Source organism: Pseudoalteromonas sp. CR1, from assembly GCF_019392235.1.
Taxonomy (GTDB): Bacteria; Pseudomonadota; Gammaproteobacteria; order Enterobacterales; family Alteromonadaceae; genus Pseudoalteromonas.
Window position 1 is genome coordinate 95,553 of the sequence record NZ_JAHXRM010000015.1, and the last position, 16,316, is coordinate 111,868.

Consider the following 16,316-nt stretch of genomic DNA (forward strand, 5'->3'; position numbering starts at 1 on the left):
ATAGGTTTATATTCAGACGGATAACACTCTATCCTTAACCGGTGATTAGCTATAACTGGGTTTAGTGTAGCTTTATATGCTGCAGTTGTTTGTAAAAGAGTGTGTGAAAGTTTGTTTGAATGTAAGTAGCTCAATTGCATTAACTTCATTGTTAACGTAATTTGGATTTTTTAAGGTGAAAAAACGATCTAGTACAGGATACGCACCCAAATTAAATTAAGGATAAACACATGAATAATCTCGTTTTAAAAAGTGCATCTTTCGACCCGAAAGTGCAGCAATACTGGATGTTAATGGCCACTTTTTTTAGTGTACTAGCACTCGTGACGATTCCGTTGTTACCCATTGTTTTAGCGATAGTGTGGCTAGTGGGAGGGCGAATATTGGCAGCTATGTCGGCACAATTACTTACGCAAAAACTCGTTGTAAAACGCGGGATATTTTTTAAAGAAGAAAAATCAATACCGCTAGAAAAAATAACAGATGTAGGCCTAAGTCAAGGCCCAATAATGCGCATGTTTGGGCTGTATCGGTTAAGTTTTGAAACAGCAGGGCAGTCTGGCCACGGTGCATTAGTGTCATTACTTGGTGTTGAAAATGCCAGTGAATTCAGAGAAGCCATACTTGAGCAAAAAGATAACTTAACTGCAAACACACCAGCAAAATCATCAAATGAAGAAACCCCGCAAAGCCAACTAGAGTTAATACGTGCACTTACCTATAGCGTAAAAAACATAGAGAACATGCTTGTTACGCTACTTGATGAAAAAAAATAGCTTTTGCTACACAAAAAAGCACTTACTAAGGAACTTAAAAAAGTATGCTGAGATATGGACTGTTTTTATTTTTATTGATTAATGCGGCTACGATTAAGGCCAGTGGTATGCCACCTTATTTTAATGAGGATATAGACGCAGAATATAGAGCATTGCTAAAGCATGCTGGAGATATATTACCTAAAAGTGATTTACCTCTCGCGTATCTGCCGTTATTTTATCCTTTTAGTTTTCTTGATATTCATCCGACTAAGTTTAAAAGTGATAAAGATAAACAAGCGTTTGCAAACTTTAATTTAGGTGTTTTGGGTCGTAATTTTTTAAATATAAATAAGGCACAACTCTCCAAATTACCTACTGTTACGATATGTAAAAAACAAGCATGCAAAGAAGAACGGTTAGGCTTAATTGACGACTTTTTAAAAGTAACGATGAATGAGCTACTTAAATTCAATCAGTCAAAAGATCTAAATCTTATTCAGCAAACAGACATGTTTGTTTATCGAATAAATAATACATTTTTCACGCCAGCTCAACTTGTTACTTATTATCCATCTAAGTATGCGGGATTTGTTCCCTCAGCTAATTATAAAGTTTTTGAGTTAGGTGAAAATGAAGAGTTAATGACGTTATCAGCAGAAACTAAGCAAGTTAGGGAGTTAATGAATGCTTATAATGTTGCTGCTATCACTAAAAATGATGACAAAAGCATGAGCATAATTTTTGGAGGAGTGAGTGATAACCATTGGGGTGTTGTTGTTAATTACAGTTCAAGAATGCCAACTCAAGGTGAGTATAACCACATGGGCTTAGAATATGACATTATTGAAAAAATATCAGAAACGCGCTTTTATTTTCAAACAAATTAAGTCCAACCTGAATAAGTCAGCTCGACAATTTTTTATCGTCGAGTCTACTAACTAAGGCCCTAATTATTTGGGTGTATAATAATTAAAAAGCGTCACACACTTGCGCTGCGTTGCAAGTAATAACGGTGACGTTTTCGTACCCTATACGTGTGATTGCTTCAGCACTTAATGTGGCGCGTGCGCCACTAGCGCAGTGCAGATAAATAGGGCGGGCCGCGTCTTTTTCTATTTCCATTAACTTCATTTCAAGTAATCCGCGCGGAATATTAATTGCGCCAGTAGCTGCTTTGGTGGCATGTTCTGCGGGTTCGCGCACATCAATAAGTAAGCCCTTGTTTTCGCTAATCTCTTGTTTTGCTTGCTCAGCGTCGATACGTCGTTGGTTAGGTGTAATAACTTTTAGTAAATCGGGGATAGAAGTAAGCATTATATTTATTCCTTAACGCCAAATTTGCGTAGTAGTGTAATCATAGGGCACCAGCTAGTGAAAGCCGATTGCATTAAGTTTAGGGCAATAAACACAGTAAAATATACCCACCTAGGATCGTGATAGGTTTGTAATAAAATTGAGATCACAATCATTATGCCTGCGATCAGACGAAGCGCATTATTGAGTTTCATTATAGTCGGTCACTTATCCAGTTAAATACATAATTACTATAATCGTATTTTATATATTAGTAAATCCTAATATTAGACTTTTCTAATGTAACAATTTATACTGCTATCACATTAGATTATTAGAGCTTTATATGAATATTGATTTTACTGCTATGGCGGGGAATGTTGATCAAGCAGAGCAGCTATTAAAAATTTTAGCTAATAAAAATCGTTTAATGATTTTATGTTCATTGCAAGATACCGAAATGAGTGTAACGCAGCTTAATGAAGCGGTACCGTTAGCGCAGTCGGCACTTTCTCAGCATTTGGCTGCCCTTAGAAAAACGAATATTGTTGCTACTCGCCGTGAAGGACAAACTATTTATTACCGTGTGATTGATCAAAATGCTATTCATCTTTTGGGCACATTGTATGGTTTGTTTTGTAAGGGGTAGTGGCCATGAATATGATTGATAATGCAGTAAAAAGCAGTTTAACGGGTCGTATTCCAGTTATTATTTTTGTGTTATCAATTTTGTTAGGTCTGTTTGCTTTAAAACAAACACCTCGCGAGGAAGAACCGCAAATAGTGGTGCCTATGCTCGATATATATGTATCGGCTCCTAACGTAGAAGCACCCGAAGTGACACGGTTGGTGACTCAACCACTTGAAAAGTTACTTGCCCAGCTTGGCGGTGTTGAACATATTTACTCAACCACACAAACTGGCGCTAGCGTGGTGACACTTAGGTTTGCGGTGGGCCATGATCGTGAACAAGCTATTTTAGATACCTACGCCAAACTTAATAGTTACCAGCATACAATGCCTTCTGTTATTGAACACTGGCAAATTCGGCCCATTGAAGTCGATGATGTTCCCATTGTTATGCTTGGGCTATACAGCAAAGATCCGCAGCTGTATGGCGATTACGAATTAACGCGATTTGCAAACGAAATTGCTAATGGTTTACAACGTATTGAAAACACTAGCGAGGTAAAAGTGATTGCTGGGCGTAAACGCACGCTCACCGTCAATTTAAATGCCAGCGCGTTGGCTGCTCACCAAACGACTATATACGATGTACTTTATGCATTAAATATATCTAATCAGCTCACACAGGTGGGCAGTGTTATAAATGGCCAGCAAAAAATAGCCCTGCAAGCAGGTGACGTTTTACGTAATAAGTCTGCAGTAGAGCAGCTTGTAGTTAATGTAGTAAATGGTAAAAGTGTTTACTTACTTGATATTGCAAATGTGATTGACGGCCCTGGCGAGATTGAACATTACCAATGGCTTGCACAATCTTCTAATGAGCAACACTCACCTATGGTCACATTAAGTGTGGCTAAGCAAACAGGCACGAATGCTGTGTCGGTTGCAAACGATGTTCATCAAATGATGGCTGAGTTATCACGCACGCTTTTACCGCCCGAGGTGAGTTATTCGGTATTAAGAGATTACGGGCAGACCGCCAATGAAAAAGTAAATAATTTAACATCAAGCTTGGTGTTTGCTGTATTTACGGTAGTGATTTTTGTTGGGGTATTTTTGGGTTGGCGACCCGCCATTGTTGTTGGGTTAGCTGTGCCTATTTGCTATGGCATTACACTGTCACTGGATTTTGCGTTTGGTTATACCATTAACCGAGTAACGTTATTTGCACTTATTTTATCGTTAGGGTTATTGGTCGATGACCCAATTACAGGCATTGATAATATAAGCCGTTTTTTAGATAAAAAAGGCAATAAAAAACAGCAAATAGTTGGCGCAATGAGCGAAATTCGCGGTGCGTTACTTATGTCTACTTTAACTATTATGATGGCATTTATTCCGCTGGCATTTATTACCGGCATGATGGGGCCATACATGGCACCGATGGCATTTAATGTTCCAATCAGCGTGATGGTGTCTACCATTGTGGCGTTTTTTGTAACGCCTTGGCTTGCGATGAAGTTACTCAAGCCCAATACAGATACCCACACAGAAGTTGAGCCAAAAATAAGTATTTATCAAACGTTATTAAGCCCATTGCTTGTCTCAAGGCAGCGCGCAAAATGGGTATTATGGGGCACATTAATTTTATTTATTATTAGCGCCATGCTACCTGTTATGCGTTTGGTGCCTTTAAAGCTATTACCATTTGATAATAAAAACGAGCTACAAGTATTAATAGATATGCCAGAGGGAACACATTTAGAACGAACGGCTGCCTTTACTCAACAGGTGCAAACACTCACATGGCAATTAAACGAAGTAAGTGAAATAGCGGCGTACGTTGGTAAGCCTTCAAGTATGGATTTTAATGCGATGGTACGTGGCTATTATCGGCGTGAAGCTGCACATTTAGCAGAGCTAAGAGTGTTATTGATTGATAAGTCTGAACGCGAGCATCAATCACATGCTGTGGTTATGCGCTTACGCAAACAGCTCGCACCTTTAGCAAAACAAGGCATAGTAATAAAAGTTGTTGAGGTGCCTCCTGGGCCGCCGGTATTAAGTACTTTAGTTGCTGAGGTTTACCGAGATGATTTTGTTGATCAGCAAACTCATTACCAAGCAGCTAAACAATTAGCTGAACGTTTAAAGCAAGAGCCACACGTAGTTGAAGTGGATACCTCTTTGGTTGCACCTTCACTTTTGCAGCGTTTTGTAACCGATAAGAGCAAAGCAGCACTCAGTGCCATTTCCACTCAAAATATTGCTCAATCGTTAAGTGTTGCCACACAAGGTGAAACCGTGGGGGTGCTTTACGTAAGTAACGAAACAGAGCCTGTTGATATTAAATTACAGTTACCATACAGCGAGCGTAATCAAATTTCGCAATTACTTGCATTGCAAGTCAGGGGGGATAGAGATTTAGCTAAAACCAGTAATGAATTTGGCTTACAAAGTGCACCAAGGCCATTAGTGTCGCTTTCAGAATTAGGTAAATTTACGCAACATCAGGTTGCTGACATTCGGGTTCGTAAAGATCAACGCGATGTAATTTATGCTATGGCTGAGCTAAACGGGCGAACGCCAGCAGAGGTTATTGCAGACGTAAATGCTGATTTTAACGCCGAGCCTAACTATTTTGAAAAAACACCGTGGATAAACCGCCACTTTTTTAATAATGGCGGTACTGTGCCATGGCAGTTACCTAAAGGCACTTATGCTAACTTTAGTGGCGAGGGAGAGTGGCGCATTACCATAGATGTGTTTAGGGATATGGGAATTGCATTTGCCTTTGCGCTTAGCGCCATATTTATTATTTTACGTGTACAAACACAATCAGCGAGCTTGTCGTTAATTATTATGTCGGCTATTCCGCTCACTGTTATAGGTATTATGCCAGGCTTTTGGTTTTTAAATCAGTTTGGAGAGCGTGTTATAGCCGGCGCTCCTGAGCCGGTACTATTTACCGCTACAGCGATGATTGGGATGATTGCCCTTGCTGGGATTGTGGTTCGTAATTCGCTTATTTTAGTTGAATTTATTAATCAAGCACGAGGCCAAGGCATGACTATAAAAGATGCGCTGGTTGCTGCAGGAACAGTGCGTATGCGTCCTGTATTATTAACCGCAGGCACGACCTTATTGGGTAACTTAGTAATCACACTAGACCCGGTATTTAGCGGGCTCGCGATTGCGATAATTTTTGGTATTGTGGCGTCTACTGTATTTTCGTTATTTGTAGTGCCACTTGTTTATTATTTAGTGTTTGCAAGTTCAGAGGGTGAAGCGCATGCAGGGTAAATCAAAACTAATCGGCGCTTTAATCGCTTTATTGGTAATCATTATGGCTGTGCTTTACATGGCAGGCAGCTTTTCTGACCAACAAACGGATGGTTTAAAAGAATCACAACACAGTAATTATAAGGGCGAGCGCGTCACCATTGCGCTGCAAAGCATTACTGGTAGTGAGCAGGTGCCGGGTAGTGTAATAGCAAAACAAAATACGCAAATTTCATCAAATGTGATGGCGCAGGTTGAGCAGTTAAAGGTACGAGCGGGCGATAAAGTCACTAAGGGCGATTTACTTATTACCCTCAAGCAAGATGATTTTAAAGCGGCGTTGGCACAAAGCGACGCTAATATTAACGCCGTGCAAGCATCGTTGACACAAGCTCAAAAGCAATTAGCCAGACTGACTAACTTAAATGCTAAAGGGTTAGTATCTGTTAGCGAAGTAGATGACGCTAAAGCTAAATTTGATAACCTCACGGCTAATTTAGCCGCCGCTAAGCAGCAGCAAGCACAAGCCAAAGTGGCATTAAATTATACTCAAATAACGGCACCCATTTCGGGTGTGGTGGTTGAGCGCTTAACAGAGCCTGGCGATACCGCAACACCGGGTAAGCCACTCATTACTGTATATAACCCATTGCAATTACAGGTTGAATTTAATGTACGTGAACAACAAGCAGTAAAATTAAAACTAGGGGATAACTTAAACGTAGTACTGCCATCGCTCAATTTAACTATTTCGGCTACAGTGAGTGAAATAGTCCCTGTTGCGGACAATAGCGCGCGCAGCTTACTTATTCGTTTAGACACGAATACACAATTAGGCTTGATCCCTGGGCTTTACGCACAGCTACAATTGCCCACAAAAAACGCTCAAGGTATTTTAATTGAGCCAAGCTGGGTGCATGAGTTTGGTCAATTAAGCATGGTGTATGTATTGGAAAACGAAACGCTAGTTAAACGTTTCGTCCGTTTAGGCGCCAGGGTAAATAATAAGCAGCATGTGGTTGCTGGCCTGAAAGAAGGGGATGTACTGGCTATTGATTATGCCCCCTTGCAAAGTATTAAATAAAACTGGCTATTTCATCAATCGTTTTTTTATCTAGGGCATGCATTGGTACTGTTGCATGCTCATCGGGGTAGCCTGTAATCAATAGCATGTAAGGGCGTTCGTTGTCTTTATCTCGGTCACAAATGTCCGTTAAAAAGCTCATCGGTTTTGGGGTGTGGGTCAGTGTTGCAAGGCCTGCACGGTGCAGAGCTTGTATTAAAAACCCCGTTGCTAGCCCAACAGACTCATGCACATAATAATTGGTGTTTTTATCATCGGTACTCACACCGCCCTTTTTTTGACTAAATACAGCAATAAGCCAAGGTGCATGCTCTAAGTAGGGTTTGTTAGCATCGGTGCCTAAAGGCTTTAATGCATCTAACCATTCATCGCCTGCTCGCCCTTCGTAAAAAGATCGCTCTAGCTTTTCAGCCGCGTCGCGTATTTGCTTTTTAACATCTGCACTATTAATAGCCACAAAATGCCAAGGCTGGTGGTTTGCGCCACTGGGTGCTGTACCTGCTGCTTTTATGCAGGTTTCGATAATCTCTTTTGGCACTGGGCGGTTGCTAAAGCTGCGAATACTATGACGACGTTGGCTTGTTTGTAAAAATTCATTTGCACGGGCTAACATCTCATCCTGTGGATATTCTATGAAATCGGTCAATGGCTGGTTTTTATGTTCTTGCATGGCTTTTCGCTTCTTATCAGTAGTGTGTGGTTTTTATACCCAGAGGCTCACTGCTAAGCAAGTGTTATTAGAATGAATTGTTGTTTATTTATTGTTACAAAGTTAACTGGTTCCTAACTTATGTTCCCGTTTTTAATGTGGTATAAAACTGTATAAAAATAATACTTACAATTCAAGGAAGTAAAAAATGCTATCAATCACAGGGTTATCAAAAACCTACGACAACGGCGTACACGCACTGCAAGGCGTTGATTTATCAATAGGTAAAGGTATGTTTGGACTACTTGGGCCAAATGGTGCCGGTAAGTCATCATTAATGCGCACCATTGCAACGTTACAATCTGCCGACGCGGGTTCAATTATCTTTGATGGTATTGATGTGTTTAAAGACCCACAAGCACTGCGCCAACGCTTAGGTTACCTTCCACAAGATTTTGGTGTTTACCCACGTGTTAGTGCTTACGACTTGTTGGATCATATGGCTGTTTTAAAGGGCATTCATAACAAAGCTGAGCGAAAAGAGTCGGTTGAAGGCCTACTGGCACACACTAATTTATATCAACATCGCTCAAAAGCGGTTAGTGGTTTTTCGGGCGGGATGCGCCAGCGTTTTGGTATAGCACAAGCATTGCTGGGCGACCCAGATTTACTCATCGTTGATGAACCAACTGCAGGTTTAGATCCTGAAGAACGTAACCGTTTCCATAACTTATTAGTTAGTTTGGGCGAACAAAAAGTCGTTATATTATCAACCCATATAGTAGAAGACGTGGCAGAGCTATGCCCTAATATGGCCGTACTGGCTGGCGGTAAAATTTTATTAGAGGGCAACCCGATTGCGCTTACCGATAAACTGCAAGGCCAAATTTGGCGCAAAGCCATGAGCCAAGAAGAGGCGCAAGAGCTTGAGCCACAGCTGCCTGTTATTTCTAAACGCTTATTTGCTGGGCAAACCATATTGCATGTATTAGCCGAGCAAGCTCCTGAAGGTTTTCAACCAAGCCATGCAAACCTAGAAGACGTGTACTTTTCTACTTTGCTCAATCATCGTAATAGCCAAGTAGCATAAGGAGGCGTTATGTTTTTTAATATGCTCGCGTTTGAGCTGCGCTATTTTGTGCGCCAGCCTTCGTTTTATATTGTTTCATTAATGTTCTTTTTTATGGCGTTTTTTATCAGCTCTTCTAGCAAATTTCCGCTAGGCGGCGCTAATGTACATATGAATTCGCCTTTCTCAATTATGATGTTAACCATTACATTTTGTGTATTTGCGATGTTTTTGGTAGTTAACTTTGTTGCCAGCTCCGCCATTAGAAATAGTGAAAGTAAAATGGACGAACTGGTTTTTAGTAAGCCTGTTAATCCTATTCCTTATCAAACTGGGCGTTTTTTTGGTGCTTACTTAGTGGTACTGGTTGTATTTTTAACCGTGCCGTTAGGCGTGCTTTTAGGGTCGCAATTTGGCTTATCAGTTGGGTGGCTCGATAGTGAGCTAGTAGGTCCAAATAAGTTTGTGTATTACGCCGCACCTTATTTTTATATTGCAGTACCAAGTTTATTGGTGCTTTCAGCTATTTTTAACAGCGTGGCTGTCTATTTTAAAACCATGATGTCGGTGTATGTAGCAGCCGTTGTTATTTTTATCGCTTATCAAATCGCCAGTGCTTATTTTGATGATTTAGCATTTAGAAATATAGTTGTTTACGCCGATCCATTTGGGCTAGGGTCTTTAATTGATTTGACGCGTTACTGGACTGTGAGTGATAAAAATACAGAAGTGCTCACTCTCAGCGGTGATCTGTTAGTTAACCGTATTTTGTGGGTTGTACTGGGCTTAGCTATGTTTGTTAGCCTTGGAAAATTAAGTAACCGCATAGTAGCTAAAAAACAGAAAAAGCAATTTAAAGTCTCTGCATTTGTGCAAAATAAACAAGCTGCACTGATTAATAATGCTAAAAATTACAAGTCAAAAGGTGTAAGTACGCAATCTCAGCTAGTAATGCGCAGCTTATTTGAACTTAAACAAGTTATATTTAGCGCGCCATTTATGATTCTAGCGGGTGTAAGTATTGTAACGCTTATGATTCCGCTGTTTGCTCCCATTGGCGCTTACGGTACAACTAACTGGCCAATTACCGCGAATATGGTCAATATTATTAGCGGTATTTCGGGTTTGTTTTTGTTTGTTATTATCGCTTTTTATAGCGCTGAGCTTGTTTGGCGAGAACGTCAAAGTGGTATGGGCGATATTGTTGACAGCTTTCCAGTACACAACAGTGTTTTTTGGGTATCAAAAATACTGGCGTTAATAACAGCTATTTCAGGCTTGTTTATTGTTGGAATGATACTAACAATCACAGTGCAGTTATTTAAAGGGCAATTTAATTTAGAGTTAGGGCAGTATTTATTCAGGATTGTTTATTTATCGCTTTTACCGTTAATTATGCTTACGGTGCTTGCCTTCTTTTTACAAATTATTAGCCCAAATAAATACGTAGGAATGGGGTTATTTATTTTGTACTACATAGTGCAAATGGTAATGGATTCGTATGGATTTGAACACCATATGTATCATTTTTCGAAAAGCAGTAGCGTACCGTACTCTGATATAAACGGCTATGGACACTTTTTGCAAGCAGCGCATTGGTACACATTGTATTGGGGCGCGTTAAGTCTTGTTTTGGCTATTGTAGGATTTGCGTTATGGCATAGAGGACCTTCACAAACGCTGCTTACACGCCTGTCTATGCTTCGTTATAATATGTCGTTAAAGGGGCAAGTAATTGTTTGTGTTAGTGCACTGGTGTTTGTTGGTGCAGGTTATAACATTTATTACAATACGCGTGTTTTAAACGAATTTACCACAAGCGATGCGTTTCAAGACAAGCAAGTAAGCTATGAAAAACAGTTTGCACAATACAAAGATTTAGCCGTGCCTATGGTGACCGATGTTGACTTAACTGTTGATATTTATCCTAAAAAGCGTGCTTTGAGTGCAGTTGCAAAAATAAAGTTTACTAATACATCTAATGAGCCAATTTCGCGAGTGCTAATAAGTTCACCGCAACACGCCAAAAGCTGGGATGTAACGATGGCTGGCGGTAAAATTGTTGAAAAATTACCAGCGCTTTATTCTGCATGGTTTGAATTTGATCAGCCCCTTATGCCAAATGAAATAAGAGAAGGGCAGCTGTCTGTCATTCGCGAGCATACAGGCTTTACCGATAGTGGCTCTGATACACAGTTAGTGGCTAATGGCACGTTTATTAATAACTGGGAGCTGTTTCCCAATTTTGGTTACAACCGTCGTTTACAGGTGGCTGATAAATTTGAGCGCCGTAAACATGATTTACCTGAGCTAGAACGAGCAAATAAACTTGAAGATAGCCAGTACTATACACAAAGTGATTTTGGTCAAGCCACGGGGTTTATTAACTTTAAAGCAACGGTAACGACCGATGAATCGCAATTTGCGATTACGCCTGGTTATTTACAAAGTGAAAGCGTAAAAGATGGGCGCCGAACCTTTGTTTATGAAATGGATGCACCTATTATAAACTTTTATGCGGTGCAGTCGGCCGAACTCGAAAGTAAAAAGGTTGAGCATAATGGTGTAAATATTGAGGTTTATTTCCATAAAAGTCATGCGTGGAATGTTGACCGCATGATTGAATCGGTTCAAGACTCGATAGATTATTTTACACAAGCATTTGGTCCCTATCAGCATAAGCAATTACGTATTATTGAATTTCCTCGCTATCGCTCATTTGCGCAAAGTTTTGCTAATACTGTTCCTTATTCAGAAAGCATTGGTTTTGTTACAGACTCAAGGGATGAAAGTAAAATTGACCTACCTTACTATGTAACCGCACATGAAGTGGCGCATCAGTGGTGGGGTCATCAAGTATCGGGAGCCAATGTAGAAGGCGCCGCCGTTATGTCGGAGACGCTTTCACAATACAGTGCGCTTATGGTGCTTGAAAAACGCTTTGGCCCAGAAAAGCTACGTAAGTTTTTAAAATACGAGTTAGATAGGTACTTAATGGGCCGCACAGGGGAAGCGTTTGAAGAAATGCCGCTATATAAAACACAAGCCCAGCAATACCTTCATTACAATAAAGGATCTGTGGTGATGATGGCGATTTATGATCGCTTAGGTGAAAAACGTTTAAACGCTGCCCTTAAGGCATTTTTAAATGAGTTTAGATACCAATCAACGCCATACCCAACAACGCTTGATTTACTCAGTTATTTAAAACAAGACGCAACGCAAGCTGAGCAAAACTTTATTGATGATCAGTTTAAATATATCACTTTGTATGAGCTAGAAATGAAAGAGGTTTCAATTTCAGACGAAGCCGACAGTGATGGCTTTTATAGCGTTACGTTAAACGTTGAAGCTGTTAAGCAACGTGCTGATGGTCAAGGTGAAGAAACAGAACAGCCACTCGACGAGTTAATTGATATTGTGTTGTTTAGCGATGATCCTGAAAACCTACTCGCTGAAGATTTTGTGATTTACTCACAAAAACACCAAATAGTAACGGGCACTAATATCATTGAGTTAAGGGTAAAAGAAAAACCTTTATTTGCAGGAGTCGATCCGTACGTAAAACTGGTTGATAAAGACAATGTAAATAATTTGGCTAAGTTTTAATAGCTGACACAATATTTACTCAAAGGCCGCAATTTTGCGGCCTTTTTTTGTGTAAAAAACTGTTTGAAATCTGTAAGGTTGGCTACATTTTTCGCACAGCTTTTTACGCATTAAGTTACTGGTTTACTGTAAAGTTTATTTACTGAAAGTGAGTACTAAGTAAGGACAAACATGAAATCATTAATAATGGGGTTTGTAGTATTAGGCTTAAGCGCCTGTTCTGCGGTTACCATACAGCCACACGCTATCGCAAAAATTACAAGTAAAGCAACCTACGAGGATAGCCGTCCATTTTACTTATGGGGGTTAGTAGGGGAGGAACGCGTGGATGTAAAACAGATTTGTACAGATACACAAGCTGCTCAAATGCAGTCGCAGCAAACATTTAGCGATGGTGCGTTGAGTTTAATTACGCTAGGTATTTATTCACCACACACAGTAAAAGTATGGTGTGAAGAGCAAAATACGCAGGAGGCGTTATGAATCTTAAATTAATTTTAGGCAGTATTACATTTGCTATGTTAACTGGTTGCACAAATATTTACTTTGATAATGGTGTACCTGAAAAAGTTAACAATCAAACACATAATAGCTCTCAGTGGCATCATAATTTTGCTTTAGCTTTGTATGAGGGATCTGATGCGGTTGATTTGAGTGAGCATTGCCCGCAAGGACAATGGCAGACGGTGCATACTTATAAGTCATTTAGTAATGGAGTGGCGGAGATTGTAGTTAATCAGGTAGGCCCAGCTTGGTACCCTAAAACAGTTGAAGTAAGCTGCACTAAGGTACCTTTTAAAGCTGAGTAGCGATTGATGCCAATTATTCGTATCGTAATGCTTCAATAGGGTTTAGCCTTGCTGCTTTAATAGCGGGGGCTAAGCCAAATACAATACCAATGAGAGATGTAAAACCGAACGATAACATCACAGCCCAACCAGGTATGTAAGCATCGGGCATACTGGGAACAATAAACGAAATAAATGTGGCAGCACCATAGCCTATAGCTAGGCCAATTAATCCGCCAAACAACGACAGTACCACTGCTTCCACCAAAAACTGCAGCATAATAAAGCCGGGTGTTGCGCCCAATGCTTTGAGTGTACCTATTACTCGGGTGCGCTCAGTCACCGATACCAGCATGATATTCATTACGCCAATACCTCCTACAACAAGGCTTATACCAACAATACCGGCAGTGATCGCCGTGGCGCTCCCCGTAAACTTATCAACATTAGCACGGGCTTTTTCTGCGGTTTCAAATTCAAAGTCGTTTTCTTCACCGTCTTTTAATTTATGTAATTGGCGTAAAATACGCGTTATTTTAGCTAAAGTAAGCTCTTCATCGACTCCTTCTTTAAGTCTAAACATTATCTGTACGTTACTCGTGCTGCTAGCGCCCTCTAGCGCGCTCATGGTACTGATTGGAATATTTATATAATCATCTTGATCAAAGCCAAATAAGCTACCTTGTTTTTCGGCTACTCCAATGATCCTAAACCATTCGCCACCAAGTTTGATATATTCTCCTACGGGGTTGTCGGGTAAATTTAACTTTTCAATAATAGAAGGACCAATAAACGCAACCCGACGGCGTTTTTCGTCATCTTCCGCGCGAATAAAGCGGCCTAACTCTGGAAACGTGCGGTATGCTTTTTGATAATCTTGTTCGGTTCCCATTACCCGTGATGAATGACTTTTATTTCCGTATTCAGCGCCACCAGAAAAGCGCCATGTAAACATAAGCGCGGTTAGTGTTTCGGCTTCTTTTATGCGTGCTTTTAGTGTTAAAAAGTCGGAGTAAGTCAGCTTTGCGTTTTTACCAACCATTTCTTGCTCAATGCTTGTAAATGGTTTGATTGAGGTTACATCGGGTGCCATATCAGCAAGTTGATCGTTAATTTGTTTAGTAAAGCCCTGCATAACTGCAACCACAGTTATAACGGCTGCAACACCAATAATAATACCTAAACAGGTTAATGCGCTGCGCATTGCGTTGGCCTTAATAGCCATTAATGCTGCTTTTGTTCCTTCCATAATGGCAATGGCAGATTTAAACATGTTGTTTTTCTCCTTCGCCTTTTTTTACGTCACTTACTACCTTACCATCTACCAAGCGAATAACCCGCTGGCAATGGTCTGCAATTTCTTGCTCGTGGGTCACTAAAATAATAGTGTGTCCCTCATTATGCAGTTCATCAAACAAGGTCATTATTTCGGCGGTGGTCTTACTATCAAGATTCCCCGTGGGTTCATCTCCTAGTAAAATATGTGGTTTAGTTACTAATGCGCGAGCAATAGCTACACGTTGACGTTGCCCACCTGAAAGCTGACTAGATAGGTGATCAACCTTGTCGCCAAGGCCAACCCGTTGCAATGCTTCAAGTGCTTTTTGTTTGCGTTGTTTTGCGGGTATAAAACGATAAACCAAAGGTTGCATTACATTTTCAAGTGCAGTTGCCCTAGGCAATAAGTTAAAGCTTTGAAAAATAAATCCGACGCTTTCATTACGTTGATGCGCAAGTTCGGTTTCGGTCATACTTTTTACAAGTTTATCTTTTAAAAAGTAATCGCCACTAGTGGGGGTATCTAAGCAGCCAAGTAAGTTCATTAAAGTTGATTTACCTGAGCCTGAAGGGCCAATAATGGCTACATATTCATTTTCATTCATGACGATATTTACATCATCTAACGCTTTAAATACCTGCTCGCCCATTACATATTGTTTGTTAATGTGTTCTAACTTAATTACCGCAGACATTATATTGCTTCCTCGTCTGCATCATTTTTAAGTGAAACAACATCGCCTTCTTGCAGCTTACTAATTGGTCGAGCAGGGCCAATAACCACATTATCGCCTTTGCTTAGCCCTTCTGTTATGGCTTGCTCAATGTCAGACGAAATACCAACACTTACTATTACTTTACTCACGGTATTATCGCTATTTAAGCGCCATACAAAGGTTTTACCCTCTTCTTTTTGTATAGCTTCAATAGGGAGCTTTAAGCCGTTTTCGGCAATGCTTGTAGCAATTTCTGCCCGGCAACTCATACCTGCATAAAGCTGGCGATCTGTTGGGTCTAATAGTACTTTAACTCTAAAAGAAAGCCCTTGCGACCCTGGTTGGTTTTTAGCTGATGTACCAATATTAATGACTTTGCCGCTAAAAGGTTTGTTAGGGTAAGCTGCGGCATAAATATCAGCTTGTTGATTTAGTTTTATGCTGGCTATATCTGTTTCATCAACTCGAAGCTCTGCTAAAATAGCGCTAGGGTCGGCAACAAGCATAAGGTCTGAACCAATAATATTAGTTGTGCCTGCAATAACCGTTTCGCCTTCTTTAATATTAACCGATGCTAGTAAGCCACTCATTGGCGCTCTAAATACACTTTTACTTAGGCGATCTTGTGCTATTTGAAGCGACGCTTGTGCTTGGTTATATGACTCTTTGCGTGATTCGATATCTATTTTTGCTAGATCGCGAGCGCTTTCTATATTTTCAAAGCTTTCTTGATTTCCTAATCCAACATCGTATAGCTCTTTTTGCCTTTTTAATTGACGCTCTAAATTAGCAAGACGAGTTTGGCTATGTTTTATTTCAATTTCGGTAGCGCGTAGAACGGCTTGGTTTCGGTTTACTTCTGATTCGAAGGCCGTTGTATCAAGGCGCATTAAAATATCCCCTTGCTTAACGCTTTGCCCTTCTTCTACAAAAACCTTATCGACACGACCAGTTACCTCAGAGCGCAATTGCACTTGGGTATTAAAAACTAGATTGCCCGACGCCATGATTGAATCAGCAATACTTCCTTGCTCAACCTGTGCAATATTTACTAGTGCTTGCTTTTTATCATCTGTTACTTGCTTAGAAACTATTAGGCCTATAAACGCGACTACAGCTATCGTTATTATTATTGCTTTTTTCATATATACATCTGTCCGTGA

Annotated in this window: 15 protein-coding genes; 9 read left to right on the forward strand and 6 right to left on the reverse strand. The window is 40.2% G+C overall.

Features of this window, described 5'->3' with window-relative positions; all coding sequences use genetic code 11:
- Positions 1-230: 230 nt before the first annotated feature.
- Complete coding sequence (locus KZZ04_RS13760) at positions 231-776, forward strand: PH domain-containing protein (RefSeq protein ID WP_219422981.1); 546 nt, start codon at positions 231-233, stop codon at positions 774-776.
- Between the two features lie 107 nt (positions 777-883).
- Entirely contained in the window at positions 884-1,645 is a 762-nt protein-coding gene (locus KZZ04_RS13765) for a hypothetical protein (protein WP_219422982.1), read from the forward strand.
- A gap of 82 nt (positions 1,646-1,727) precedes the next feature.
- Here the strand turns inward: KZZ04_RS13765 and KZZ04_RS13770 are convergent, their stop codons facing one another.
- Both KZZ04_RS13770 and KZZ04_RS13775 read right to left on the reverse strand, forming a co-directional pair.
- Positions 1,728-2,072, reverse strand: a complete 345-nt coding sequence (locus tag KZZ04_RS13770; protein ID WP_219422983.1) for a rhodanese-like domain-containing protein — start codon at positions 2,070-2,072, stop codon at positions 1,728-1,730.
- Positions 2,073-2,077: 5 nt separating this feature from the next.
- Complete coding sequence (locus KZZ04_RS13775) at positions 2,078-2,266, reverse strand: DUF2892 domain-containing protein (RefSeq protein WP_006794224.1); 189 nt, start codon at positions 2,264-2,266, stop codon at positions 2,078-2,080.
- Between the two features lie 131 nt (positions 2,267-2,397).
- Between KZZ04_RS13775 and KZZ04_RS13780 the strand changes: the two genes are divergently transcribed.
- From KZZ04_RS13780 to KZZ04_RS13790, 3 genes are read left to right on the forward strand one after another with little or no spacing between them, the layout of a single operon-like run.
- Entirely contained in the window at positions 2,398-2,700 is a 303-nt protein-coding gene (locus tag KZZ04_RS13780) for a metalloregulator ArsR/SmtB family transcription factor (RefSeq protein WP_058403585.1), read from the forward strand.
- Between the two features lie 5 nt (positions 2,701-2,705).
- Positions 2,706-5,981, forward strand: a complete 3,276-nt coding sequence (locus tag KZZ04_RS13785; protein ID WP_219422984.1) for an efflux RND transporter permease subunit — start codon at positions 2,706-2,708, stop codon at positions 5,979-5,981.
- Positions 5,971-7,044: an efflux RND transporter periplasmic adaptor subunit gene (locus tag KZZ04_RS13790; protein WP_219422985.1), complete on the forward strand. Its 1,074-nt coding sequence runs from the start codon at positions 5,971-5,973 to the stop codon at positions 7,042-7,044. The genes KZZ04_RS13785 and KZZ04_RS13790 overlap by 11 nt, the downstream gene beginning before the upstream one ends.
- Here KZZ04_RS13790 and KZZ04_RS13795 read toward each other — a convergent pair.
- Positions 7,037-7,714, reverse strand: a complete 678-nt coding sequence (locus tag KZZ04_RS13795; RefSeq protein ID WP_058403582.1) for a nitroreductase family protein — start codon at positions 7,712-7,714, stop codon at positions 7,037-7,039. The genes KZZ04_RS13790 and KZZ04_RS13795 overlap by 8 nt on opposite strands.
- Before the next feature lie 187 nt (positions 7,715-7,901).
- On the opposite strand from KZZ04_RS13795, the gene KZZ04_RS13800 reads away from it, so the two are divergent.
- The 4 genes from KZZ04_RS13800 to KZZ04_RS13815 all read left to right on the forward strand — a co-directional run bounded on the left by KZZ04_RS13800 (position 7,902) and on the right by KZZ04_RS13815 (position 13,180).
- The gene (locus KZZ04_RS13800) at positions 7,902-8,783 is read left to right on the forward strand and encodes an ABC transporter ATP-binding protein (RefSeq protein ID WP_219422986.1); all 882 of its coding nucleotides are present in this window, start codon (positions 7,902-7,904) and stop codon (positions 8,781-8,783) included.
- Between the two features lie 9 nt (positions 8,784-8,792).
- A complete protein-coding gene (locus tag KZZ04_RS13805) occupies positions 8,793-12,371 on the forward strand; it encodes a M1 family aminopeptidase (protein ID WP_219422987.1) in 3,579 nt (1,192 codons plus the stop codon).
- 171 nt (positions 12,372-12,542) lie between these two features.
- Positions 12,543-12,854: a Bor family protein gene (locus tag KZZ04_RS13810; protein WP_058403580.1), complete on the forward strand. Its 312-nt coding sequence runs from the start codon at positions 12,543-12,545 to the stop codon at positions 12,852-12,854.
- Positions 12,851-13,180, forward strand: coding sequence for a hypothetical protein (locus KZZ04_RS13815; protein WP_219422988.1), 330 nt, complete (start codon positions 12,851-12,853; stop codon positions 13,178-13,180). The genes KZZ04_RS13810 and KZZ04_RS13815 overlap by 4 nt, the downstream gene beginning before the upstream one ends.
- A 13-nt stretch (positions 13,181-13,193) precedes the next feature.
- On the opposite strand, the gene KZZ04_RS13820 is transcribed toward KZZ04_RS13815, so the two are convergent.
- From KZZ04_RS13820 to KZZ04_RS13830, 3 genes are read right to left on the reverse strand one after another with little or no spacing between them, the layout of a single operon-like run.
- Positions 13,194-14,432: an ABC transporter permease gene (locus KZZ04_RS13820; protein WP_138530237.1), complete on the reverse strand. Its 1,239-nt coding sequence runs from the start codon at positions 14,430-14,432 to the stop codon at positions 13,194-13,196.
- A complete protein-coding gene (locus tag KZZ04_RS13825) occupies positions 14,425-15,132 on the reverse strand; it encodes an ABC transporter ATP-binding protein (RefSeq protein WP_058403577.1) in 708 nt (235 codons plus the stop codon). The genes KZZ04_RS13820 and KZZ04_RS13825 overlap by 8 nt, the downstream gene beginning before the upstream one ends.
- A complete protein-coding gene (locus KZZ04_RS13830; protein WP_219422989.1) occupies positions 15,132-16,298 on the reverse strand; it encodes an efflux RND transporter periplasmic adaptor subunit in 1,167 nt (388 codons plus the stop codon). The genes KZZ04_RS13825 and KZZ04_RS13830 overlap by 1 nt, the downstream gene beginning before the upstream one ends.
- Between the last annotated feature and the right edge of the window lie 18 nt (positions 16,299-16,316).